A 24348-nucleotide genomic window follows, 5' to 3' on the forward strand; every position below is an offset into this window, starting at 1 on the left:
GCAAGCACCAACTGCTCCTAGTCGTGGAAGCGGCCCTCACGCGTGTACATGCAGAGGGTGCAGTCAGGGTGGGAGTCCCAGGTGTCGCTCTGGATGATCCTGCGGTAGCGGTTGGCGATGCCCTTCTCGATGTGCTGCTCCTCCCCCGGGCGCACGAGGGTGTCGCTCTGCTCCACCCACTTGTTCAGGGCGCCGCTGTAGTAGAAGAGCCGATGGCGGGCGGCGAGGTGGGACGGGCTGCCGACCGGAAGGCAATTGTGGAGCCAGCTGTCGGCGTTGATGTACTTGCCGCCGTAGTTGGAGGAGTAGGAGTCCCTGGGCGCCATGCCGGGGTGGCCCACGTCGCGCCAGTGGTACCAGGGGTAGTAGGTCTTGTTGCAGTCGACCTCGCCGGACATGGTCGGGACCGCGGGAGTGGCGAGGCCGTCGGCCTCCACCGGTTCCGTGGTGACCGTCCGGCGCTGCAGCTCAGCCGGCAGGGGCTCGCTGCCATGGGCCTCCACGAGCCGCTGCGGGACCGCGACCGAGGCCGGGGTGATCTTCAGGTACGTCTCCAGGAAGCTGTCGCCACGGTCGCGGGCGAACAGGCCGGCGCGGCCGATGGGGGCGGTCTGGACGATGCCCACGTCGCCGGAGGGCCGGCTGTCGTTGAACTCCACGGTCAGCCCGTTGCCGTAGCGGAGCAGCGCGAGCTTCACCTCGACCTCCGCCTCGTCGGCGATCGGCGCCGCCCTCAGCTCCTCCGCTGTGGGCTCCGTCATGGCCTTCGTCGTGGCCTCCGTCGTGGCGGTCGTCGTGGCGGTGGCGGTGGCTGGGGCGGTGAGCAGGAGGGCGCCGGCGCTCGCCGCGAGCAGAGCTGGAATCAGTCTCACGAATTTCCCCTCTTTCTCTTCTTTGTTCGGGACTGAGCACAACGGTAAAAATGGATCTTTCAGTTGCCTTAAAGTCCAGCTCGGCGGATACTTCTGGCTGTGACGGCGACCGAGCCTCTGCTGGCACGAGCGCAACTCACCGCCTTTTTCGATCAGATCCCGCGGCACCGGCTCACCGTGGTGACCGCCGGCCCGGGTGGCGGCAAGACCTCGGCCGTACGCGGCTGGACGCGAGCCAGGCCTGATCGTCCGGTGGCGTGGCTGACCTGGGCCGACGACGCCACCCTCGTCGAAGAGATGTGCCAAGCCCTGGGCGCGCCGGCTGGATGGATCCGCTCCGCGGGACTCGCCGCCGAGCTGGCCGCCGCCGTCTCCCGGCCGACCGTCCTCGTCATCGACGAGGTGGAGCGGATCGAGCCGGGCACCCCTGGGGCGCGCCTGCTCGAAGAGCTCTGTCACCACGGCGGCGACGACCTTCACCTGGTGCTGATCTCACGCTCCGCCGTGCCCTTCCCGATCCAACGCCTGCGCGGCCTGGGGCACGTCTTCCAGGTGTCGGCGGAACACCTGGCCTTCACCCCTGCCGAGACCCGCTCACTCACCTCGATCGTTCTCGGGTCGCACGACCTGGCGGAGGAGGTTCACGAGCTCACCGAGGGGTGGCCGGTCGCCGTACGGCTCACGCTGAGCTGGCTGAGCGGCCTGCCCTCGTCGGACCGTGCCAGGCGGATCGCCGCCACGCCCCTGTTCGACTACCTGGTCGAGGAGGTGGTGAAGGACGAGCACGAGGAGTTCCTCCGCGCCACCGCTCGGCTGCCCTGGTTCACGTACGAGCTGTGCCGGGCGATGGGGGTCGCCGTCTCCCGCGAGGAGCTCCGCGCGCTGGCCGCTCAGCACATCCTGATCATGCCCTGCGATCAAGGTTATGTGGTGTCGACCTTGGTCCGGGAGTTCATGGGCGATGTCGGCCGGACGTCGGTGGCGGCCCACTGGTACGAGTCGCAGGGGTTCGTCCGGGAGGCGCTGGCGGTCTGCGAGGATCCCGGCCATCGGGTGGCGATGATCGAAAGGTGGCACGCGTCGCTGCTCGCCGAGGGTCACGCAGCTGAGCTTGTCCGGGCTTGCGCCGCCGTGCCGGAGGGGTCGCGGACGTGTGCCGTGGATCTGGCCGAGGGTCAGGCTCGCCAGGTCCAGGGGGACTGGGCCGGCGCGTTGGAGTGCCTCGGCCGTGCCGACGCCACCGACCCTGCGGTGGCCTGGCGGATGGGGATGATCCATTACCAGCGGGGGGACTACAAGACGGCGTTGTCGACCTTTGAGCGGGCCGGCGGCTTCGACGGCTCGGCGTTCCCCCTTCCCGCCTCGCGTTCGCCCTCCTCCCGCTCCTCCGACCGGGCGATGTTGCTCGCCTGGTCCGCCAGCGCTCGCTGGCTGGTCGGCGAGAGCGCGGAGGCGACCCGGCTGGCGGAACAGGCCCTGGCGATGGCCACCCTCTGCACGGACGAACGCGCTGCCGCCTGCGCCCACACCGCGCTGGCCATGGTCACCCACGACGCCGGCGACGGGGCCGGCAGCGAACGGCACAGCGCCCTCGCCCTCGCCGCCGCGGAGAGCTCGGGAGACCTGCTGCTGTCCGCCCGCGTCCTGGCCAACCGGGCCGCGAGCCGCGTGGAGGAGGCCCGCTACGAAGAGGCCATCGCCGACTCCGACCTCTCGGTACGGCGAGCGGACCTGGTCGGAGCCCCCGTCAGCGCCGCGATCGCCCTGCACAACCGCGCCGAGGCACTCATGGGCCTGGGCAGGCTCGACGAGGCCCTGGCCGACTTCCAACGGGCACGCGACATCTTCAGCCGGGTAGGCAGCGACAAGCTCGGCCACCCCCTGGCCGGACTCGGCAAGGTCCATCTGGAGCGCGGGGAGCTGATGCACGCACGCATCAGCTTCGAGAACTCCCTGAAGCACGCCGAACAGCTCCAGAACGCCCATCTGACCCAGACAGCCCTGGCCGGGCTGGCCCGGGTCCACGCGGTCGACGATCCGGCGTCAGCCGTACGACTGGCCGAACGCGCGGTCGCGGCAGGGGGCGGCTCCAGCCGGGTGGACGCGCTGCTGGCCGCCGGCTGGGTCTGGGCGGAGGCCGGCGACCGGACCAAGGCCGGCGCCTACACCCGATCCGCCCGCGAGGCGGCTGTCGGCCGCCGCGACCGGGCCATGATGGCGGAGGCCTTGGAGCTGTCGGCCTTCACTGTGGCCGAATCCGCTGGCGAGCGAGCGGATCTGCTGGCGTCCGCAGCGGAGATCTGGGCGCAGATCGGCAGCCCGGTGGGCCTCGCGCGGAACGCCTTCGCCCGGGCGCGGCTCACCGGCTCCGGCGTTCACGAGGCGGAGCAGGAGCTCCGCCGCGTCGGCATCCGCGGGCCGCACAGCTCCGGCGCCGGCCTGGTCCGCGCGATCACGCTCCTCGACCACGGCGCTGCGCGGTTCTGCATGCTGGGCGCGGTACGGCTCAGCCGCCGCGGCAGCGCTGTCGAATGGCAGTCCCGTAAGGCGCGCGACCTGCTGACCTGGCTGGCGTGCCAGCGCGGCCGCGCTGTCGCCCGGGAAGCGGCGATGGAGATCCTCTGGCCGGGCGAGGACCCCGCGTCCTGCTCCAACCGGCTGTCGGTCGCCCTGTCCACCGTGCGCTCGGTCCTGGATCCGCAACGCAAGTTCGGCCCTGGGGAGTTCGTCCGCGCCGACAAGTACAGCATCCAGCTGGTCGGACTCCGTACCGATGTCGAGGAGTTCCTCTGCGCCGCCGCTGAGGCGCTCGCCTCCCAGGACGAGGAGCTCCTTGTCGCGGCCGAGGCTCGCTACACCGGCGATGTCTGCGAGGACTCCCCGTACGCCGAGTGGCTGGAGCCCCTTCGTGAAGAGGCCCGTGCCGTGCACCAGGCCCTGCTCCGGGAACTGGCCTCGCGCGCGGAGAAGGACGACGACCCCGACCGAGCGGTTCGCTACCTGCTCCGGCTGCTCGAACGGGACGCCTACGACGAGGCGGCCCACCTGGACCTGGTCCGAACGTTGACCGGGGCCCGCCGCCATGGTGAGGCTCGTCGACGCTACCGGCTCTACGCCGAGGCGATGAGGGAGCTCGACGTGGAACCGGCCCCGCTCAGCCTCTAGTCGAGCCAGCCCAGCCGCGCCGCGCGTACACCGGCGTGGAAGCGGCTGGTCGCCCCGAGCATCGCGGTCAGCTCGCCCACCACCCGGGTGACCGTACGGGTGGAAACGCCGAGGCTGCGGGCGATGGCGGAGTCCTTGGCCCCGGCCGCCAGCATCCGCAGGACGGCGCGCTGCTGGTCGGTGAGCGCGCCGAAGTCGGAGGAGTGGGGCACGTCGCTGAGCTCCGAGGCGGTCATCCAGCAGTAGTCGTAGATCGCCGCCAGGGATCGCACCACCGCGCCGCCCCGGATCAGCACGGCTCCGGCCTCCAGGTCGTCGGGGTCCGCCTGGATGATCGCGGTGTGCCTGTCGTAGACGAGCATCCGCGTCGGGATCACCGGAGTCCCTCGCACCTCCATGCCGGCCCGTACCCACCTCCGCGCGAAGTCCCGCAACAACGGATCACCGAAGGCGCGCTGAGCATGGAGGCTGCGCACCCGGACACCCTTGGCGATCACGAACTCGTTGCGTGCCAGCGCTTCCCCCAGCGACTCCTGGGTCCAGGCGGACACCGGGTGCATGCCCACGATCTCGTCCCTGGCCAGCTCGCTCAGCTCGTGCATCCGCCTGCTGAGCCGTCCGCGCGTGTCCTGGCGGGGGAAGAACTCGACGTGCGCGTTCTCATCCGGCCGGCCGGGCAGGGTCAGGTACCCGCCTGCCAGCGCAGCCGCCTTGACCTGCTGCTCCACCAGGCGGTCCAGCAGGCGGTGGCTTTCCTGGAGACTGCGTCCGAGCGCCGCGACGGCCTCCACGGACGTGCCGGTCTCCGTGTGCAGGAGGTGCAGCCGATCGAGCGTCTCCCGGGCCCGGGCCACCTCGGCCGCCGTCAGGTCCATGGCCGCGGCCGCTTCGGGCAGTGACTCGTTCCGCTCCCGCATGCGGGCGTAGAGCGTCCTGGCGGCTTCGTCATCGGCTGCGTACGGCACCTGTCCCCCACCTCTTCCGGCCTCTCCGAACGATGGCAGACGCCTGTCCCCCGCCCGGCACGGGGGCTTCCGGTTCGCGCCATGGCGCACTGTGGACACCGCTCCGGCATTCCATCCGGCCGCGCGCTCCACGACGATCGTGACCGAGCGACTCACGTTGTCGAAGGAGACCTCTCATGATCACTGTTGCCTACAGTCTTGTCGCGTACCAGGTCACCGGCCTCCTCCCGGACGCCTGCGACCACTGTGTGGCCGACATCAAGGCGGAGCTCATCCAGGTGCCCGGTGTCGTCGGAGTGGATGTCACACCGGCCACCTCACGGATCAGCGTCCTCACCGACGGCCCTGTCGACGAGGCGGCGATCCGTACGGCGATGGAGGCGGCGGGCTGCGGGGTGATCCCGCGGTAGGAGGGCGGGCGTGCGGAGCGCGAGAACGGCGTCGGGCTCAGGAGCCGCGGCACGGCGCTATTCGTCGGGCGCGAACCGATAGGTGGCCGGAGGAGTGAAGGAGGGGTCGGGTGTCCCATGGACGAGGGCGATCTCCATGTGCGGCTTGAACACGATGGCGGCCGGGTCGCCGCCCGTCTTCCTCCCGTTGACGTAGGCGGCCAGCACCTCGCCTCCTCCGGTCTTGAGCGCACCGATCTGGCCGGCGGTCAGAGCGACGTCCCACTCCTTGAAGAGCTGGCCCAGGGTGTAGGTGGCACCCGGCTCGTCGGTCTCGATGTGGATCACGCCGCGGGTGTCATGGGTGTGCAGCGGGGACAGGTTCCCGGTCTTCGGATCCACCCCGATACCGGCCGCCACGGGGACCGGCTTCCGATCGACGAAGACGTCGAGATGGGCGTGGTAATGCTCGGCCATGCCCTCCTCCGGCCCGAGGCTCAGACCCGCCGCTCTGACGCCGGCGGCGGGATCGGCCGGGGCCGGCCACGGAGGCGACCCGCCATCGGGGGGCCGCGTCGCGGCAACCGTGACGGCCGCCACGGAGTGACCTGCCGAGGCCGCCTGCGCGCTCCGCGGGTCCGGCGCATGGCCGTGGACCCATCCCATCAGGACGAGCGCCGCGGCGGCGGCTCCCAACCCGGGGTGCGAACAGTGACGCCGCCGCCGCGGTGGCTGGTGTGGTGAGCGCACCCATGTCCGGCTGTGCCGAACCCGGCCGGCCTGCTTCACGCTCATCAGGCGCCTCCTCGCGGTATGCCCCCGTGCACCCTCGTCACACCTAAGCTTCTTAGGCGAATCGACGAACCTCGGTGAGTCCGTGACTCCATGTCCCGTGCGTCAGCGCGTAGGGCAGCAGTCGACGCCGATCGTCGCCACCGCCGGCATGGCCGCGGCCACCAGAGGGGCCGCCATCGCCGTCCAGGCCAGGAGAGCGATGACGAGGGTGACGACCGGGTGCAGCGGTGGCGTTCGCTTCAGCAGCCGGCGGACCCGCTGCCCTGTGTCATGAGGGGTGGTCCCCAGGGCGGGCCCCGGTAGCACGTGATCGTCGGCCAGCGTGAGCAGAGCATCGGCGACGGTCAGCCGGTCGGACGCGTGGACGGCGGCGTCGTCGGCCGCCAGCTCGGCCAGTCGGTCGATCTCCCGTTCGGCCGTGGCGAACAGCGTGATGAGCGGAAAGGCCCGCCTGAGTCCCCGAGCGGTGGCGGTGAGCAGATGATGACGGCCGCGTAGGTGCGCCCGTTCGTGGGCGAGCACCGCCGCCAGCCGCCGGTCGCCGAGAGCGGACAGCGCGGAGCTGCTCAGCACGATGGAGCCGCCACGACCTGGCAGGCAGTAGGCGATGGCCGCGCGGTGATGAACGACCAGGACGTCGAGCCGGACATCGCGGCGGGCCACCATGCGCAGCACGGCCATGTGCCGGCGCCGCTCCCACCAGGCACGGCCCAGCTCCACGCCGACGCCGTACGCCACCCGCGTGATGATCGCGACGGACAGCAGCAGGGCCACCATGATGATCAGCACCCTTTGGGGGGTGGCGTACGAGTCCTGCATCATCATCACGCAGGCGTCGAGCGCGCGGGCCAGCGGGGCGCCGAGCGGGCTGGCGGGCACCACCATCGTCAGCCCGGCCAGCAGCGCCGCGCCGGGCACCGCGACCGTCAGGGAACGCCAGGCGGCCATCGCCAGCCGCGGCGCCCGCTCCACCCACGAGGCCCGCTGGAGCATCGCCGGTGCCACCGCGCCCAGCACGACCGCATAGGTCAGCAGCAGCATCGCCGTGTTCATGGCGGCGGCTCCCCCGTCCGAGCGGCCTCCAGGGCGGCGCGCAGCTCCTCGACCTCGGCCGGGTTCATCCGCTCGACGAATCGTGCGAGCGCGGCGGCACGGTCCGGGCTGGACTTCAGGGCGCTGGACATCAGACCGGCCACGTAGTCGTCCCGGCCGGCCGTGGCCCAGTAGCGGTAGCCACGCCCCTCGAGCCGGCGGTCCACCCACCCTTTGCGGTACAGGATGTCCATGACCGTCTGGACCGTGGTGAAGGCCGGCTCGCGGTCGGGGCGCAGCCGGTTCAGGACCTCGCGCACGGGCAGCGCCGCCTCGGCGGCCCACATCACGTCCATGATCGCGGCCTCCAGCTCACCGAATCCGCGCACCGCGACTCTCCTCACGACTCCAGGTCACCTTGCGCTGCGGGAACGCTTCGCATGCGATCTGACCGGCCGCGTACCGGCGGCGCGGTTCCTCCACGAGCACCGCCAGAGCACTCGCGGTCCAGGGGAGCACGGCCGCTCGGCTGCTCCCATCACGCCCCATGTCGCACATCACGGTCACCCCCGGAGACCGCACGGCACTTCCAGCGAAGCCCCTAAGGCCAATCTAACCCTCAGGTCCCCGCCTGCCCGAGTCGAAGGGAGCAACGAATCCTCCGCGCCGGCGACCGCTCTCGGCTGGCCACCTGGACCACCGCCGGCCCCCGCCACCATCGCGATGCGACCACTCATCGCCCCACGTCGCATGGCGTCCTCGCCCTCGGGCTCCTTCGCGGCTCTCCCGTGATGCGGTCCGAGGTCAGGAGGGGCACCGCGGCGGGCGCATCGGCGAAGTCGCCGGTCTCGGGGCGCTTTGTCACGAGTACCAGGGGGTTCCTATGCTCGGCGTGTGCTGGGGAGAGACGACGAGACGGATCTGCTCGAGTCGTTGCTGCGGCACGCCGCCGAGGGACGCGGCGGCGGGCTGATCCTCCTCGGAGAGCCGGGAATCGGCAAGACCACCCTGCTGTCCCACGCGGAGGAGCGGGCGGCCGGCTTCCTGGTGCTGCGCGCCGTCGGCGCCGCGCCCGAGTCCGATCTCGCGTACGCGACCCTGCACCAGTTGCTGTTCCCCGTGCTCGGCTCGGTGGACGAGCTGCCGGGCCCCCAGGCGCGGGCCCTGAACATCCTGTTCGGACGCGCGCATGGAGCACCACCCGATCCGTTCCTGGTGGCGTTGTCGACGCTGTCGTTGCTGTCGCTGCTGGCCGGCGCCCGCCCCGTGCTGTGCGTCGTCGACGACGCGCACTGGGCGGACCAGCCGACGCTGAAGACGCTGGCGTTCGTCGCCCGCCGCCTGGACGACGAGCCCGTCGCGCTGGCGCTGGCCGCGCGGGCCGACGAGGGGCACGACGCCGACCTGCCCGACGTGCGCCGCGTCCCGCTCATGGGCCTCGGCCGTGCGGCGGCCGAGGCGCTGCTCGCCGAGCGCCTGGGCGAGCGGCGGCTGACCGACAGCGAGCAGAACCACCTGCTGACCGCCACGGGCGGGAACCCCCTGGCCCTGATCGAGCTCGCCGGAAGACGTCCGCCCCCGGAGGGCACGCACGAGCCTCTCGCCATGACCGACGCGTTGCAGCGGTCGTTCCTGGCCAGGGTCCGGGCGCGGCACGCCGAGTCGCTGCCGCTGCTGCAGCTCATCGCCGCCCATGGCACGGGCGGCGTCGACACCCTGGAGAAGGCGGCCGCGACGCTGCGGGCGGACACCGGCCCGCTGCACCGCGCCGAGCTCGACGAGCTCCTGACCTACGACGGGACGCGGCTGGTGTTCCGGCACCCGCTGATCCGGTCCGCGATCTATCACAGCGCCACGCCTGACCGGCGGGCCGCCATCCATCGGGCCCTCGCCGCGGCCTTCGACAGCCTGGCCGACCAGCATCGCCGTGCCTGGCATCTCGGCCAGGCCGCCGTGGGACCCGACGAGCAGGCCGCCGAGGAGCTGGAGCGCTCGGCTGAGCAGGCCGCCCTGCGCGGTGGCCCCGCCGCGGCCATGGCCGCGTTGGCGCGGGCGGCCGAGCTCACCGCGGACGGTCCGCGGCGGGGACGGCGGCTGTGGTCCGCCGCGCACGCCGCCGCCCTGGGCGGGTTCACCGGGAAGGCGGCCGAACTGCTCGACCGGGCGGAGCGCGAGCCCCACCTCGACGAGGAGGACCGGATCCCGCTGGCCGTGATGCGCGCCATCGTGGCCGAGTTCGCCGGCTCGCCCGAGGACGCGATGGACCTCATCAGGCCGTGGATGCCCCGCGTGCTGCGCCTCGATCGGCGCCGGTTCACGCCCACCGTCGCGATGTACGCCGACCTGGGCAGCCGCGCCAACCGGCCCGGCGCATGGTCCGAGCTCGCCGGCTGGCTGGAGAACCTCGCGCTGGCGCCGGACGACCCGGAGGACGCGGTGCTGCTGCTCCTGCGCCGTGCTTGCCGGGCCCGTTCCGGCCGCGACGCGGCACCCGCCACGGCGGAGGAGGGCGCCGCGATCGGGTCGCTCACCGATCCGATCTTGATGACTCTGGCCGGAGCCCTGGCTCGCGGACTCGGCGAGCACGAGCTGAGCAGGCGCCTGTACCGCGACGCCGGCCGGCGGGCGCGTACCGACGGATCGCTGGGCGCGCTCGCCTGGAACCTGGAGTATCAGGCCGCCGACGAGATCGCGCGTGGCAGATTCGGCCTGGCCCAGGCGTATGCGGAGGAGGGCTACCAGTTCGCCAGGGAGGTGGGCCAGCCGAGTACGGCCTGCCGTAATCGGGGGCTGCTGGCCTTGTGCGCGGCCCTCCAGGGCCGTCCCGACGCCGCCGAACTCGCCGCGGACGTCCTGGCTGAGGCGAGCAGCCGCGGGCTGGCCGACGCGAGGTCCTATGCCCTGCGCGCGCTCGGCCTCATCGAGCTGGGCGCGGGCAGATATCGGGAGGCCGCGCGGCACCTGGAGGCGGTCGGCGACTGGGACACCGACACACCCCCGGACCTGGTCGTGGGAGTCGTCCCCGACCTCGTCGAAGCGCTGGTCCGCGCCGGCGAGCACGAGCGGGCGGCCACGGCCACGGCCCGCTACGTCGGGTGGGCCGGGCACGCGGTCTCGCCGGAGCCGGCCGCGCTCGCGGCCCGTTGCCGGGCGCTGATCAGCACCGACGGCACCGCCGACGACCACTACGCGCAGAGCCTGAGGGTGCACGCCGCCCTGGACGCCCCGCTGGAGCATGCCAGGACCCAGCTGCTGCTCGGCGAGCGGTTGCGGCGTGACCGGCGACGTTCGGAGGCACAGCATCACCTGCGCGGCGCGGTGGAGACCTTCCGCCGGATCGGCGCGCTCGCCTGGGCCGGCCGTGCGCTGAGCGAGCTACGCGCGACAGGGGAGTCGGTACGCACCCCCGAAGCGGGAGCGTTGAGCACGCTCACCGCGCAGGAGCTGCGCATCGCGCTGGCCGTCGGCGAAGGGTTGACCAACCGGGAGATCGCCGCCCAGCTGTTCCTCAGCCCGCGGACGGTGGACTACCACCTGCGCAAGGTCTTCCAGAAGACCGACATCACCTCGCGGGCCGAGCTCATGCGGCTGGTCCTCGCCGAGCGCCCGGCCTGACACCGCCTGACACCGTCTGAGACCACTGAGACCGACTGCGATCGGCTGAGACCGGCTGAGACCGGCGACTTCACTGATTCGGCGACCGCCGGCGCCTTCCTACCGTTGGCGACGTCATGGTCCTCGCGTCAGGACTGTCAGAACCCGCTGAAGGAGGACGTCCGTGTCGTCCGCAGAGACAATCCCGGGGGCGCGCACCGGCGCCAGAGCCTGGCTCGGGCTGGCCGTGCTGGTCCTGCCCGCCATGTTGTTGTTCATGATGCTGACCGTCTTGTTCCTGGCCATTCCCCAGATGTCCGCGGACCTGAAGCCGAGCAGCACCCAGACGTTGTGGATCATCGACATCTACGGCTTTCTCATGGCCGGGCTCCTGGTCACCATGGGCACCCTGGGCGACCGCATCGGTCACCGCCGGCTGCTGATCGCGGGCGCGGCCGTCTTCGCCGTCGTGTCGGTCGTCGCCGCCAACACCTCGGACCCCGCCCTGATGATCGTCTGGCGGGCGCTGCTGGGTATCGCCGCGGCCACCCAGATGCCCGCCACCCTGGGACTGATCTTCTCCACCTTCGCCGACCCGCGGCAGCGCGGCATCGCCGTCGGCGTCTGGTCGGGCGGCATCGCCGTCGGCACCGGGCTCGGCCCGGTGATCGGCGGCGCGCTGCTGGAGGCGTTCTCCTGGCGCGCGGCCTTCCTCGTCGCGGTGCCCGTCATGGCGGTCGTCGTGATCGGAGCTCCGCTGCTGCTGCCCAACCCCCGCAACCCGGCCGCCGGTCGCCTGGACCTGTTCAGCGTGCTGCTGTCGCTGGCGACGCTGCTGCCGATCGTCTACGGCGTCAAGGAGCTGGCCCGGCCCGACTCGCTGCCGCCCGCGCTGGCCGGCATCGCGGCGGGGCTGGCGTTCGGCGCGTGGTTCGTGCTGCGGCAGTTGCGCCTGCCCGAGCCGCTGCTGGACGTGCGGCTGTTCGCCAACCGCACGGTCGGCGGCGCGCTGGGCGTCTTCCTGCTGGCGGCCACCGCGCTCGGCGGCGTCTACCTGCTGTTCACCCAGTACCTGCAGCTCGTCGAGGGGCTCTCCCCGCTCAGGGCCGGGTTGTGGGTGCTGCCCGGGGCCGCGCTGCTGGTGGTCGTCTCCACCCTCTCCCCCGCTCTGGTACGGCGTGTCCGTCCCGGTCACCTGATCGCGGCCGGGCTGGCCGTGCAGGTGATCGGCTACCTGACGCTCACTCAGGTCGACGCCGCCGGCGGGCTTCCGCTGCTGGTCGCGGGCTTCGTCGTGCTGTATCCGGCTGTCGCGCCGTCCATGGCCCTGACCACGAACCTGGTGGTCGCCTCCGTGCCGCCGCAGAAGGCGGGGGCGGCCTCCGGGCTGGCCACCACCTGCAGCGACCTGGGCATCTCGCTCGGCATCGCGATCATCGGCAGCATCGCCGCCGCCGTCTACCGCGCCCAGGTCGCCACCACGATCCCGACCGGCCTGCCGCCCGGGGCCTCCGCGGCCGGCCGCGAGAGCCTGGACGGCGCGGTCTCGGCCGCGCGGAGCCTGCCGGCCGAAGCCGCCACGGCGCTGCTCACCCCGGCCCGCGACGCCTTCACCAGCGGGCTCAACACCGCCGCCGTGATCGCCGCGGCCATCGCAGCCGGCGCGGCGATCCTGGCGATCGCCAAGCTCCGCCACATCCCCGCGACCGGCCCCGCCGCCGAGGCCGAGCAGTCGTGACGCATCCATTCGCGAAAGAAGTCCCCTGTTGACCACGGACCCGAACACCGTCCTCACCGCCTGCAGCACCGAGCAGCTCCTCCAGCGGCGCAGCGTCAAGTGGCGGGAGTTCCCGCCGGACGTCCTGCCCCTGCGCATCGCCGAGATGGACACCCCGCTCGCCGAGCCCATCTCCTCGGCGCTGATCGCCGCCGTCGGACGCGGCGACACCGGTTACGCGCTCGCCGGCCGGCTCCCCGAGGCCTTCGCCGGCTTCGCCGCACGACACTACGGCTGGAACCCCGAGCCGTCCGCCGCGCGCCTGGTCCCGGACGTCATGTCCGGCATCGTGGAGATCCTGCGGATCATCTCCGAGCCCGGCGACCGCGTGGTCGTCAACACCCCCGGATACCCGCCGTTCTTCTACTGGATCGAGCGCATCGGCCGCCAGGTGGTCCCCAGCCCGCTGGCCGCCGGGCCGGACGGGCCGCGCCTGGACCTGGACCGGCTGGAGCGCGACTTCGCCGCCGGCGCGCGGGCGTACCTGCTCTGCAACCCGCACAACCCCACCGGCCTGGTCCTCACCCGCGAGGAGCTGGCGCAGGTGGCCGCGCTGGCCGACCGCCACGACGTGCGGGTCGTCGTGGACGAGATCCTCGCCCCTCTCACCTACCCCGGCCACCGGCACGTCCCGTTCCCGTCCCTGGACAGCCCGGCCGCGGCCCGCTCCGTCGCCCTCGTCTCGGCCTCCAAGGCCTGGAACATCGCCGGGCTCAAGGCCGCGCTCGCGGTGCCCGGGCCGGACGCCCGCGCCGAGGTGGCGGCGATCCACGAGGAGGTCAGCGAGGGCGCCGGCCTGTTCGGCGTGCTCGCCTCCGAGGCGGCCTTCACCCATGGTCGCCCCTGGCTCCAGGAGGTGATCGCCGGCCTGGACGAGAACCGCCGCAGCCTGGCCGCCCAGCTCGCCGACCGCCTGCCCGGCATCGCTTATCACCTGCCCCAGGCGGGCTACGTGGCCTGGCTCGACTGCCGCGCGCTCGGCTGGGGCGCCGACCCCGCTCAGATCTTCCTGCGTCACGGCAGGGTCGGCCTGTCGTCCGGCACCAGGTTCGGGCCGCCCGGGCAGGGGTTCGTCCGCCTCAACTTCGCCACCGCGCCGGACCGGCTCACCGAGGCCGTTCACCGCATGGCCATCGCCCGCGATCGGGTGGGTGACCATCCCCGTTCACGTGACCTCTGACTGAGGAAGGCGGACGGCCGACCCGGATCGCCCTAGTCGTGTCCGGCCAGGTCGACAAAGGCCCGGCCCTGCGGGGAGAGGCGATCGCGGCGCCAGACCAGCGCCAGTCGCCGGCTCGGGGCGGGCGGCCGCAGGGGGACGGCGACCACGTGCGGGTGGGCCCGCTCTGCGGCCGACCGGGGCATGAGGGCCACTCCGAAACCGTGCCGGACCAGATCGACCAGCACGGTGAGCTCGTCGCTCTCGGCCCTGACCTCGGGGAGGAAGCCTTCCTCGGCACAGGCGGCCTCGAGTGCGGCGCGCAGCCCGGTGCCCCAGGTGAGGGTGACCATCGGCTCGCCACGCAGGTCGGACAGGCTCATTGATGCCTGCGCGGCGAGCGGATGCCCGGGGGCGACCACGATCACGAGTGGCTCCTCGGCGACGTCGCGGGTCGCCAGGCCGGCCGGCAGACGCTGTCCGGCCGGTCCTGCGGGAAGGCGGGTGCCGAGAACACCGATGACGGCCGCGTCCAAGGCGCCCGCCACCACCTGCGCCGTCAGCTCCTCCGGAGCGCCGGTGCGCAGGGTGAGCCGGACGCCGGGATGACGGCGCCGGAAGCATGCGAGGTGATCCAGCAGCGACGACGGCGGCGAAGAAACGGTCCCCACCATGAGCTGCCCGGCCAGGACGCCGTGCAGCGCGGTGACCGCGTCCCGTCCAGAGGCTGCCGCATCGACGGCCGCACGGGCGTGCGGAAGGAAGGCCTCCCCCGCCGGGGTCAGCCGGATCCGGCGCCCGGACCGGTCGAAGAGCCGCTCTCCGAGCTCGCGTTCGAGTTGCGCGATCTGCTGGCTGATCGCGGGCTGGGCGACGTGGACGCGAGCGGCGGCGCGGGTGAAGCTGCCCTCTTCCACGATGGCCAGCAGATAGTGCAACTGACGCAGTTCCATAAGGCTCCCTTATGAGAGGGCAGAGGAACCATATCTTGGACTTGTGCGACGGAGAACGGCAGGGTGTAGCCACACCCAACCGTCCCGATCCGTCCAGGGAGGCGGCCGATGTCCCGTCATCACCAGGCCCTGATGGTGTGGGTCGCAGTCTTGCCGACCCTCACCGTCGTACAGCTCGCCCTCAGCGGCCTCTTGGAGGCGGTCCCGCCGCTCCTGCGCCCCCCGGTCGTCGCCACCGTGGTGGTGCCCATCGTCGTCTACGTGCTGCTGCCGCTGCTGCAGCGGGTGCGCAGCCGGGTGACCAAGCGCTGAACCGCCGCGCGCCCCCCTCGATATCCACCCCCTCAAGGGGTAGGGACAGCTAGAGCCAGGCGTGTGGGGGGACCGTTCATGAGCGACCACACCCGGGGGCACCATGACCGAGGAAAGGAACGCAGCACCGCGATCCTGGACGTCAGCGGGCTGCAGTGGGCCTCCGAGCAGAACGTCGTCGCCGCCCGGCTGGGCCGCCGCCCCGGTGTGCTGCGCGTGGAGGCCAACCCCGTCGCCCAGACGGCGACGGTGAGCTTCGACCCGCGCCGGACCTCTCTCGCCGAGTTGCGCGCATGGGTGATCGAGTGCGGGTATCACTGCGCCGGGCAGTCGGTCCCCTCCCACATCTGCGATCCGATGGCCGAGCCCGACCCGCCGGGCACGGCTCCGGCGGAGGCTCCGCACGCCGGTCACCCGGCTCACACGGAAGAGGAGGCCTCCCCCCACGACCGGATGGGGCACGGCGGGCATGCCGGCATGTCGATGGCCTCCATGGTGGCCGACATGCGGAACCGCTTCCTGGTCGCCGCGCTCTTCTCCATCCCGATCGTGCTGTGGTCGCCGATCGGCACCGAGGTGTTCGGGCTGGACCTGCCCGTCCCGTTCGGGCTTCGCCAAGACGTGTGGGCGCTGCTGCTCAGCCTGCCCGTGATCTTCTACTCGTGCTGGATCTTCTTCGACGGAGCGGTACGGGCGCTTCGGGCACGGACCCTGGACATGATGGTGCTGGTGGCCGTCGCGGTCGGCGCGGGCTGGCTGTACTCGCTCATCGTGACCCTCACCGGGGGCGGCGAGGTGTTCTACGAGGCCGCGACCGTGCTCGCCGCTTTCGTGCTGCTCGGCCACTGGTTCGAGATGCGGGCACGGGGTGGCGCCAACGACGCCATCCGCGCCCTGCTCGACCTGGCGCCCCCGAAGGCGACCGTCATGCGCGGCGGCCAGGCCGTCGAGGTGCCGACGGCCGAGGTGACGGTCGGCGACCTGCTCCTGGTACGCCCCGGCGCGAAGATCCCGGTCGACGGAACGGTCGAGGAGGGCCAGAGCGAGGTCGACGAGTCGATGGTCACCGGTGAGAGCCTGCCGGTGCACAAGGAGGCCGGCTCGGCGGTCGTCGGCGCGACCATCAACCGCAACGGCACCCTGCGGGTACGTGCCACCAAGGTCGGGGCGGACACCGCGCTGGCACAGATCGTCAAGCTGGTCCAGCAGGCTCAGAACTCCAAGGCGCCGGGACAGCGGCTGGCCGATCGGGCGGCGTTCTGGCTGGTGCTGGTCGCCTTGGCCGGGGGCGCTCTCACGTTCGCGGTCTGGCTGCTGCCGGCCGGTCAGCCGTTCGGCGTCGCGATCCTGTTCGCCATCACGGTCGTGGTCATCACCTGCCCGGACGCGCTGGGCCTGGCGACCCCCACGGCGATCATGGTCGGCACCGGCCTCGGAGCCAGGCGCGGGGTGCTGTTCAAGAACGCGATGGCGCTGGAGACCTCCGCCCGCGTCCAGGTCGTGGTCATGGACAAGACCGGCACCTTGACCAAGGGCGAGCCGGAGGTCACCGACGTCGTCGTCGGCGACACCGTGACGCAGGAGGAGCTGCTGCGCCTGGTCGCGGCCGTGGAGCGGGAGTCGGAGCATCCGCTGGCCGAGGCGATCGTCCGGCACGCCGGCGATCTGGGCCTGGAGCCGAGGAGAGCCGAGCGATTCGAGAACGTCCCGGGCCATGGCGCCGTCGCGGAGGTCGGCGGCCGGAAGGTGGCGGTCGGCAACCGCCGGCTGATGGAGCGCGAGGGTGTGCCGCTCGGGAAGCTGGCGGGCAGGAGGCAGGAGCTGGCGGAGGGCGGCCGTACGGCCGTCATGGTCGCCGTCGACGGCACGGCGGCCGGGGTCGTCGGCATCGCCGACGCGGCCCGCGAAACCTCACCGGCGGCGGTGGCCGCTCTGCACGAGCTCGGCGTCGAGGTGGTCATGCTCACGGGGGACAATGCCGCCACCGCCGAACGGATCGCCCGGCAGCTCGGCATCGACACCGTGATCGCCGAGGTGCTGCCGGGAGACAAGGCGGCCAAGGTGGCCGAGCTTCAGGGGGGCGGGCGCAAGGTCGCCATGGTGGGAGACGGCGTCAACGACGCGCCGGCTCTGGCCCGGGCCGATCTGGGCATCGCCATCGGGGCCGGCACCGACGTGGCCATCGAGACGGCCGACGTGGTGCTGATGCGGTCGGATCCGCTGGACGTCCCCACGGCGCTCCGGATCGGCCGGGGCACCCTGCGCAAGATGCGGCAGAACCTCGGCTGGGCGATCGGCTACAACGCGCTCGCGCTGCCCGTCGCCGCCGGAGTGTTCCAGCCGGCGTTCGGGCTCGTCCTCCGGCCGGAGATCGCCGCGCTGTCGATGTCCGGCTCCAGCCTCATCGTCGCCGTCAACGCCTTGGCGCTCAAACGACTGCGTCTGCCCGGCGCGCACGTCCGCTGAGACATCGGGCCGGTCCGGCGCGGTCAGGAACGGACGAGTCTGGCGATGGCGTCGGTGGCTTCCTTGACCTTCGCCTGAGCCTCCGGGCCGCCCTTCAGCGTCGCCTCAGCGACGCAGTGGGCCAGGTGCTCTTCGAGCAGCGACAGGGAGAACGACCGCAGCGCGCTGGTGGCCGCCGACACCTGGGTCAGGATGTCGATGCAGTACTTGTCCTCGTCCACCATGCGCTGAAGGCCGCGGATCTGGCCTTCGACGCGGCGCAGTCGCACCGCGCTGTCGTGCTTGATGGTGGCATGTCCGGGCATGTCGTTCCTCCCTCGGGCTCCTCACCCAGAAAACACTATACCCCCCTACCGTATTGCGACGACGGCGCTCGTCATCCGCCTTGACATATACCCCTGGGTGGTATTTATTACCGGTCACCGCGATACCCCTCATAGGTATCGAGGAACCAGTTGGGCTATACCCTACCCCCGTAGGGCTCATCGTGGAGAGTACTCATGTCCGCACCATCCCCCAGGCGATGGACCGCCCTCGCCCTGATCGCCGCCGCGCAGTTCATCGTCATCATGGACACGTCGATCATCGGCGTGGCCCTCCCCCGCATCCAGGAGGACCTGGGCTTCACCCAGGAGAGCCTGTCCTGGGTGTTCAACGCCTACGTCGTCGCCTTCGGTGGGCTGCTGCTGCTGGGTGGCCGCCTGTCCGACCTGTTCGGCGCCCGTCGCCTGTTCGGGGCGGGCTGGCTGATCCTGCTGGTCGGCTCGCTCGTCGCCGGCGTCGCGCCCGAGGTGTGGGTCGAGCTGACCGGCCGCGCCGTGCAAGGAGTGGGCGCCGCCCTGATCGCTCCCTCCGCGCTCACCTTGCTGATGATGCTGTTCGGCCACGACCCCAAGGAACTGACCAAGGCCCTGGCGTTGTACGGTGCCGCCGCACCGGCGGGCGGCACGGCCGGGGTGTTCCTCGGCGGCGTCATCACCGAGTACCTGAGCTGGCCGTGGGTGTTCTACATCAACATCCCCATCGCGCTGGTCGCGCTGCTGGCCACCGGCCCGCTCATGCCCGCCGCCCAGGCCCGGCGCGGCTCCGTCGACGTCGCCGGCGCCCTCACCGTCACCCTCGGCCTCGGCGCCGCCGTCTACGCCGTCGTCCGCGCGCCGGAGATCGGCTGGGGCTCCGCGCAGACCTGGCTCGTGCTCGCCGCCGCCGTGGTGCTGCTGGGCGCGTTCGTCACCGTCCAGGCCCGCCGCCGCGAGCCGCTGATGCGGCTGTCCATCTTCCGCACCCCGAACCTCGCCGCCGCCAACGTCACCCAGCTGCTGCTCGGCGGGGCCTGGATCCCGATGTGGTTCTTCCTCAACCTCTACCTGCAGCAGGTCCTCGGCTACAGCGCCTTCCCCAGCGGCGCCGCCCTGCTCCCGATGACCGTCCTCATCATGATCGGCATGATCGTCCTGGCGCCTCGCGCCATCAACCGGTTCGGCCCCAAGACCACGACCGTCATCGGCCTGGCCCTGCTGGCCGCCGGCATGGGATGGCTGTCACTGATCAGCCCGGACGGCAGCTTCGCCGCCGACGTGCTGCCCGCCAGCCTGGTGGCCGCCCTCGGCATGTCGCTCGCCTTCATCCCCTCCCTCGGCACCGCCATCTCCTCCGCGCCGCCGCAGGAGGGCGGCCTGGCCTCCGGCATCGTCAACACCAGCTACCAGGTCGGCTCCGCGCTCGGCCTGGCCGCGATGACCGCCGTGGCCGCCGCCAACGGCGCCGCCCAGCTCGGCGACCTCCCGGCCATGACCAGCGGCTTCTCCGCCGCGTTCGTCGGAGCCGCCGGCGTCGCCCTGGTGGGTGCGCTCCTGGCCGCGGCGACCCTGCGCTCGCCCGCGCCCGCCGACGAGGTCGCCGCCTCCCGCGACTGACGCTCCGCGCGTGAAAGGAAGGACCTCATGTCCACGCCCGCCGGCCGCTGGAGAGCCTGGCAGCCCGCATCGAGGGCCGGCCCTTGGCTCCCGCGGGCGGCACGGAGTGCGGGCGGCGCTGACCGGCAGCACGTCCACCCGCGTCACGCACTCCACCGACCGGCCCACGCCGGTCGTCCCGTCCGCACCACTCGCGGCTGCCCGCCGCGCCGATCGCTGAGGCGGCGTGCCCCCGGCTCCGGTACTCCCGCGGAGCGGGGGGCACGCCGCTGAACGTCGAGTCGCCCCTGCCCCTCGGTGACCGGTGCACCACGACCCTGGGGCTGGGGCGCCGGGTCGGTCCTCGCCCACCACGGCCAGGTCGTCGCCTGTCTCCACCGCCCGGGAACGATCGTCCAGCCGTCGCGTCAGGTAGGCCGCATGAGACAACGTCACCGCTGGGCTTTGGGAAGCTTGTCGGGATTGGTGATCGAGTAGATGCTCGCGATCCGGTCGCCGTCCGGGGCGAGGTCGACGATGACCACGGCCATCGGGCTGTCTCCGGAGAAGACCAGCGCGCACGGGTCGCCGGCGACGCGCCGGTAGCGGATGTGCAGCCCACCGGCCGGCAGCGTCGCGGCGACCGACATGAACAGCGCGGCCACCTGGTCGCGGCCGTGCACGGGGCGCAGGCTGGTGGCGGGACCCTTGCCGCCGCCGTCGGTCCACAGGGTCACGTCGGGGGCGAGCAGTTCCAGCAGGGCGCGCAGGTCGCCGCCGAGGGCCGCCGCGGCGAACCGTTCGGTGACCTGGGAGTGCACGTCGGGCGCGGCCCGATGCCGGGGGCGGCGGGCCTGGACGTGGCGGCGGGCGCGGGCGGCGAGCTGCCGGACGGCCGCCGGGGAACGGCCGAGGATGTCGGCGGTCTCCGGGTGACCGAAGCCGAACACCTCGTGCAGCAAGAACACCGCCCGTTCCAGCGGCGACAGCGTCTCCAGCACCACCAGCATCGCCATGGACAGCGATTCGGCGCGTTCGGCGGCGTCGGCGACGTCCTCCTGAGGGGTGACCAGCGGTTCGGGCAGCCAGGGGCCGACGTAGGTCTCCTGCCGGCGGACGACTTCCGCGCGGCGGGCGAGCGCCTGATTCATGGCGATCCGCACCAGGTAGGCCCGGGGGTTCTCGACCGGTGCGGCGTCCGGCGTCCGGTGCCGGGCGGACCAGGCCAGCCAGACCTCCTGCAGCGCGTCCTCGGTGTCGGCCAGGCTGCCGAGCATGTTGTAGACCACCGAGAACAGGAGTTCGCGATGGCCGAGGAACTGCTCGGTGACGGCTTCGTCGGTCGGGTGCTGTGGAGCCGGTGTCATGGTGTCCCCTCTTCATCTCTCGTACCGAAGAGTTCCCTGACCCCGCGAGTGTGACATGGACGCCCCCCATGTGATCCAGGACACGATCTGCCGCGGCGATGTCACACTCGGCGGCCGGCATCCCTCTCTGGTGGCGTCCGAAATGACGATCCACAGGAGATGTTCGATGCGTACTTTGATCCGTAACGCCAACGTGTTCGACGGCGAGCGCACCATCGCGCCGGCCGACGTGGTGCTGGAGGACGACCGGATCGCCTCGTTCGGCGCCGACGCCGGCGCCGGCCTTCAGGCCGACGTCGAGGTCGACGGGACCGGCAGGACGCTGCTTCCGGGGCTGATCGACGCACACACGCACGTCTTCGACGGCAGCCTGGCCGAAGCCCTGCGGTACGGGGTCACCACCGAGCTCGACATGTTCTGCCTTCCGCAGACGCTGCCGCGGCAGCGGCGACTGGCCGCCGAGAACGACGACGTCGCCGACTTCCGCAGCGCGGGCACCCTGGCCACCGCGCCCGGCGGACACCCCACGCAACTCCTCGCGGCCCTGGCCGGCACCGTCCTGGACGGCCTCGACGCGACGGCGATCGATTTCGTCGCCGATCCGGCGCAGGCGCCGGCCTTCGTGGCAGCCAGGCTGGCCGAAGGAGCCGACTACCTCAAGATCGTCATCGACGACGGCGCGGTGCACGGCGCCGACCTTCCCGTGATGACGCCGAAGATCGCCGCCGCCCTCACCACGGCCGCGCACAAGGCGGGGCTGCAGGTGATCGCCCACGCGATCACCGCCGCCGAAGCGGCGATCGCGCTCGATGCCGGCGTGGACGGCCTGGCCCACGTGTGGACCGACCTGGCGCCGGACGACCCCGCCTCGCGGCTGCTGGCCGAAAGGGTTCGCGCCCAGGGGGTCTTCGTGGTCACCACGCTCGCCTACTTCGAGGCGATCACCGCCCAGCACGTCCAGACCGCCGACTGCGCTCGGCCCGGCAGCTCCGCCAACGCCGCCGGCGCGGTGCGCGCCCTGCGGCACGCCGGCGCACCGCTGCTCGCCGGAACCGACGCCACTCCGTTCGCACCCGCCCACGGCGCCGGCATGCACCAGGAACTGCGCCTCCTCACCGAGGCCGGGCTCAGCCCGCAAGAAGCGCTCGCCGCGGCGACCAGCCTTCCCGCACACCACTTCGGCCTGTCCGACCGCGGCCGCATCGCCGCCGGTCTCCGCGCCGACCTGATTCTGGTCGAAGGTGATCCCACACAGGACATCGCCACCATCGCCGCCATCACCGAGGTCTGGCGGCGCGGCGTCAGGCAGTCCCGCTGACCACCTCCCGTACCCGTCCTGGAGTGACCTTCATGTTTGACTGGCACACCCGTGATCCACTACGGCTGATGCGCGTCACCACAGTTCTGCAATCGGCCGCCCTCCTCGCGCAGGCGGTGACGGCCGGTCTGCTGCTGGCCTCGGTGCCCGCCGGCCGGACGGCGCACGGCGTCCTGGCTGGAGTCGTCATCCTCGCCGTGCTGCTCAACCTCCTGGCCGCCGTCCTGGCCTGGCGGCCAGGCGGCGAATCCGCGCGGTTCATCCTCAGAAGTCTGCCCATGCTGGTGTTCGCCCTGGTGCAGACCGCCCTCGGCTACGCCCACGTGCGAGAGCTGCACGTGCCCATCGGCGTCCTGATGTTCGCCGCGAGCGTCCTGTTGCTGACGCAGGTGAGATCCGCGAAACCGGCGCGCCCCGCCGTCGGCTCCGGAGCCGTGTCGTGAACCTCACCCGGAGGCATGTGCTGCGGCTGCTCGGGGCGTCCGCCGTGGCGGTGCCGGCCACAGGACTGCTGGTGGCCGCCGGACGCGACCGGGTCGACACCGTCGGCCGGGTCGCCTTCACCAACCGGCTCCAGGCGCCACCGCTCGCCCCGTCGCGGCTGGACCCCACCGGGCGCCGGGTGTTCGACCTGGGAATCCGGGCGGGACGGCGTGAGTTCGTGCCCGGCCGTCCGTCACCCACCTGGGGCGTCAACGGCGACTACCTCGGCCCCACGCTGCGGGCACGGCGCGGTGAACGCGTGCTCGTCAACGTCGCCAACGGGGTGGACGAGACGACCACCCTGCACTGGCACGGCATGCACCTGCCGCCGGAGATGGACGGCGGCCCCTACCAACCGATCGCACCCGGTGCCACCTGGTCCCCCACCTGGACGATCGACCAGCCCGCCGCGTCCCTGTGGTACCACCCGCACCCCCACGGACGGACCGCCCGGCACCTCTACCGAGGACTGGCGGGCATGTTCCTGATCGACGACGACACCGTTCCCGGTCTGCCGCACCGGTACGGGATCGATGACGTCCCGCTCATCGTGCAGGACCGGCGACTGGACGGCGGAAAGCTGAATCCGGACGAGCCGATGTCCGGCACCACCGGCTTCCTCGGCGATCGTCTGCTGGTCAACGGGGTCCTCGACCCCTACCTGGTGGTCACCACGACGAGGATCCGGCTGCGGCTGCTCAACGGCTCCAACGCACGCGTGTACAACTTCTCCTTCGCCGACGGACGCTCGTTCGCCCAGATCGCCTCCGACGGGGGCCTGCTGAGCGCTCCGCACGTCACCCACCACGTCCAGCTCGCCCCCGGCGAACGCGCCGAGATCGTGGTCACCCTCACACCGGGTGAGCGGATCGTGCTGCGCAGCGCCTCCCCGGCCCGCGGGGCGGGCCTCGTCCAAGGCGACGGCGGCGACGACCGCTTCGACGTCCTGGAGCTGCGCGCGGCGCCGAACCTGACCAGCTCGCCCGAACTGCCCGACCGCCTGGCGACCATACCGCCGCTGCCGGCGCACACGGCCGTCCGCACCCGGACCTTCGAACTCGCCGAACACCACATCAACGGCAGGAAGATGGATCTCCGCCGGATCGACGCGCAGGTCGGCAAGGACACCACCGAGATCTGGGAGGTGCGCAGCGGCGACGGCACCCTGCACACCTTCCACGTGCACGACGTGCAGTTCCAGGTCCTGGCGGTCGACGACCGAAGGCCGCCTCCGGAACTGTCGGGCTGGAAGGACACCGTCCTGCTCCCGCCGGGGTCGCGGATGCGGCTCATCATGCGCTTCGCCGACTACGCCGACCCCCACCGGCCCTACATGTTCCACTGCCACATGCTGTACCACGAGGACGAGGGAATGATGGGCCAGTTCCTCGTCCTCGCCCCAGGTCAGGCCGCCGCACCGGCGCCCCTCCCTGGCGAACACCCGTCACATCACTGAGTGGGTGATGGAGGGTGTCTCCGGACCCACTCTTGCGAAGTTGATCCGGTAGTTGCACCCCGCGGACCGCCTTCCCCCGGGAAGGCGGTCCTGCCACTTCCTCGGCCGGCCGGCCGACCACGCCTGCGGCGATCCGGACGCTCCCGCCCAGCACCCCGTCAAGCCGAGTGCGCGGGCGCGATCAAGTGCAATTTCACCAGCGTCATGCCGCACAGCCACACCGGTCCAAGCGCCGGCATGTGTGACGTATCCCACCGCCATCCCTGGGCTCGCCACCATCCCCGCCTTCGATTGGGACAGCTCCAAAAGAGCGTCGCGGACTTTCCCAAAACTTTACGAATCGGACAGAT

The 24348-nt window shown here is 72.0% G+C and carries 19 protein-coding genes; 11 read left to right on the plus strand and 8 right to left on the minus strand.

The window, feature by feature from the left end; genetic code table 11:
• Positions 1 to 17: 17 nt before the first annotated feature.
• Positions 18 to 872: a hypothetical protein gene (locus tag HT134_RS05150; protein ID WP_175599049.1), complete on the minus strand. Its 855-nt coding sequence runs from the start codon at positions 870 to 872 to the stop codon at positions 18 to 20.
• 99 nt (positions 873 to 971) lie between these two features.
• Between HT134_RS05150 and HT134_RS47535 the strand changes: the two genes are divergently transcribed.
• Entirely contained in the window at positions 972 to 4037 is a 3066-nt protein-coding gene (locus HT134_RS47535) for an AfsR/SARP family transcriptional regulator (RefSeq protein WP_175599050.1), read from the plus strand.
• Here the strand turns inward: HT134_RS47535 and HT134_RS47540 are convergent.
• Positions 4034 to 5002 (minus strand): helix-turn-helix transcriptional regulator, encoded by a 969-nt coding sequence (locus HT134_RS47540; RefSeq protein WP_175599051.1) that lies wholly within the window; start codon positions 5000 to 5002, stop codon positions 4034 to 4036. The two genes, HT134_RS47535 and HT134_RS47540, sit on opposite strands and share 4 nt — an antisense overlap.
• A 176-nt stretch (positions 5003 to 5178) precedes the next feature.
• Here HT134_RS47540 and HT134_RS05165 point away from each other — a divergent pair, with 176 nt between their 5' ends.
• Positions 5179 to 5412, plus strand: a complete 234-nt coding sequence (locus tag HT134_RS05165) for a heavy-metal-associated domain-containing protein (protein ID WP_175599052.1) — start codon at positions 5179 to 5181, stop codon at positions 5410 to 5412.
• A 57-nt stretch (positions 5413 to 5469) separates the two neighbouring features.
• Here HT134_RS05165 and HT134_RS05170 read toward each other — a convergent pair whose 3' ends face one another.
• From HT134_RS05170 to HT134_RS05180, 3 genes are all read right to left on the minus strand, one after another.
• A complete protein-coding gene (locus tag HT134_RS05170; protein WP_175599053.1) occupies positions 5470 to 5868 on the minus strand; it encodes a hypothetical protein in 399 nt (132 codons plus the stop codon).
• 420 nt (positions 5869 to 6288) lie between these two features.
• Positions 6289 to 7239, minus strand: a complete 951-nt coding sequence (locus HT134_RS05175) for a M56 family metallopeptidase (protein WP_175599054.1) — start codon at positions 7237 to 7239, stop codon at positions 6289 to 6291.
• On the minus strand, positions 7236 to 7607 hold the full coding sequence (locus tag HT134_RS05180; RefSeq protein WP_175599055.1) for a BlaI/MecI/CopY family transcriptional regulator: 372 nt from the start codon (positions 7605 to 7607) through the stop codon (positions 7236 to 7238). The genes HT134_RS05175 and HT134_RS05180 overlap by 4 nt, the downstream gene beginning before the upstream one ends.
• A gap of 505 nt (positions 7608 to 8112) precedes the next feature.
• On the opposite strand from HT134_RS05180, the gene HT134_RS05185 reads away from it, so the two are divergent.
• From HT134_RS05185 to HT134_RS05195, 3 genes are all read left to right on the plus strand, one after another.
• Positions 8113 to 10833, plus strand: coding sequence for a helix-turn-helix transcriptional regulator (locus HT134_RS05185; protein ID WP_175599056.1), 2721 nt, complete (start codon positions 8113 to 8115; stop codon positions 10831 to 10833).
• Positions 10834 to 10996: 163 nt separating this feature from the next.
• The gene (locus HT134_RS05190; protein WP_312887980.1) at positions 10997 to 12550 is read left to right on the plus strand and encodes an MFS transporter; all 1554 of its coding nucleotides are present in this window, start codon (positions 10997 to 10999) and stop codon (positions 12548 to 12550) included.
• 28 nt (positions 12551 to 12578) lie between these two features.
• Complete coding sequence (locus tag HT134_RS05195; protein ID WP_246363541.1) at positions 12579 to 13769, plus strand: MalY/PatB family protein; 1191 nt, start codon at positions 12579 to 12581, stop codon at positions 13767 to 13769.
• A gap of 32 nt (positions 13770 to 13801) precedes the next feature.
• On the opposite strand, the gene HT134_RS05200 is transcribed toward HT134_RS05195, so the two are convergent.
• Entirely contained in the window at positions 13802 to 14701 is a 900-nt protein-coding gene (locus tag HT134_RS05200) for a LysR family transcriptional regulator (RefSeq protein ID WP_175599057.1), read from the minus strand.
• Between the two features lie 108 nt (positions 14702 to 14809).
• Here HT134_RS05200 and HT134_RS05205 point away from each other — a divergent pair, with 108 nt between their 5' ends.
• Together HT134_RS05205 and HT134_RS05210 are read left to right on the plus strand one after the other, a co-directional pair.
• Entirely contained in the window at positions 14810 to 15013 is a 204-nt protein-coding gene (locus HT134_RS05205; RefSeq protein WP_175599058.1) for a putative antibiotic biosynthesis monooxygenase, read from the plus strand.
• A gap of 78 nt (positions 15014 to 15091) precedes the next feature.
• Entirely contained in the window at positions 15092 to 17479 is a 2388-nt protein-coding gene (locus HT134_RS05210; RefSeq protein ID WP_175599059.1) for a heavy metal translocating P-type ATPase, read from the plus strand.
• 23 nt (positions 17480 to 17502) lie between these two features.
• Here the strand turns inward: HT134_RS05210 and HT134_RS05215 are convergent, their stop codons facing one another.
• Positions 17503 to 17784, minus strand: a complete 282-nt coding sequence (locus tag HT134_RS05215) for a metal-sensitive transcriptional regulator (protein WP_175599060.1) — start codon at positions 17782 to 17784, stop codon at positions 17503 to 17505.
• Positions 17785 to 17979: 195 nt separating this feature from the next.
• Here HT134_RS05215 and HT134_RS05220 point away from each other — a divergent pair, with 195 nt between their 5' ends.
• Complete coding sequence (locus HT134_RS05220; RefSeq protein WP_175599061.1) at positions 17980 to 19395, plus strand: MFS transporter; 1416 nt, start codon at positions 17980 to 17982, stop codon at positions 19393 to 19395.
• 431 nt (positions 19396 to 19826) lie between these two features.
• On the opposite strand, the gene sigJ is transcribed toward HT134_RS05220, so the two are convergent.
• Positions 19827 to 20741, minus strand: coding sequence for an RNA polymerase sigma factor SigJ (gene sigJ / locus HT134_RS05225; RefSeq protein ID WP_175599062.1), 915 nt, complete (start codon positions 20739 to 20741; stop codon positions 19827 to 19829).
• 55 nt (positions 20742 to 20796) lie between these two features.
• On the opposite strand from sigJ, the gene HT134_RS05230 reads away from it, so the two are divergent.
• The 3 genes from HT134_RS05230 to HT134_RS05240 all read left to right on the plus strand — a co-directional run bounded on the left by HT134_RS05230 (position 20797) and on the right by HT134_RS05240 (position 23998).
• Entirely contained in the window at positions 20797 to 22059 is a 1263-nt protein-coding gene (locus HT134_RS05230; RefSeq protein WP_246363542.1) for an amidohydrolase family protein, read from the plus strand.
• A 68-nt stretch (positions 22060 to 22127) separates the two neighbouring features.
• Positions 22128 to 22502 (plus strand): hypothetical protein, encoded by a 375-nt coding sequence (locus tag HT134_RS05235; RefSeq protein WP_246363543.1) that lies wholly within the window; start codon positions 22128 to 22130, stop codon positions 22500 to 22502.
• Positions 22499 to 23998, plus strand: a complete 1500-nt coding sequence (locus HT134_RS05240; RefSeq protein WP_175599064.1) for a multicopper oxidase family protein — start codon at positions 22499 to 22501, stop codon at positions 23996 to 23998. The genes HT134_RS05235 and HT134_RS05240 overlap by 4 nt, the downstream gene beginning before the upstream one ends.
• Positions 23999 to 24348 lie beyond the last annotated feature (350 nt).

The sequence above is a fragment of the Nonomuraea rhodomycinica genome (genome assembly GCF_013363995.1).
GTDB lineage: Bacteria > Actinomycetota > Actinomycetes > Streptosporangiales > Streptosporangiaceae > Nonomuraea > Nonomuraea rhodomycinica.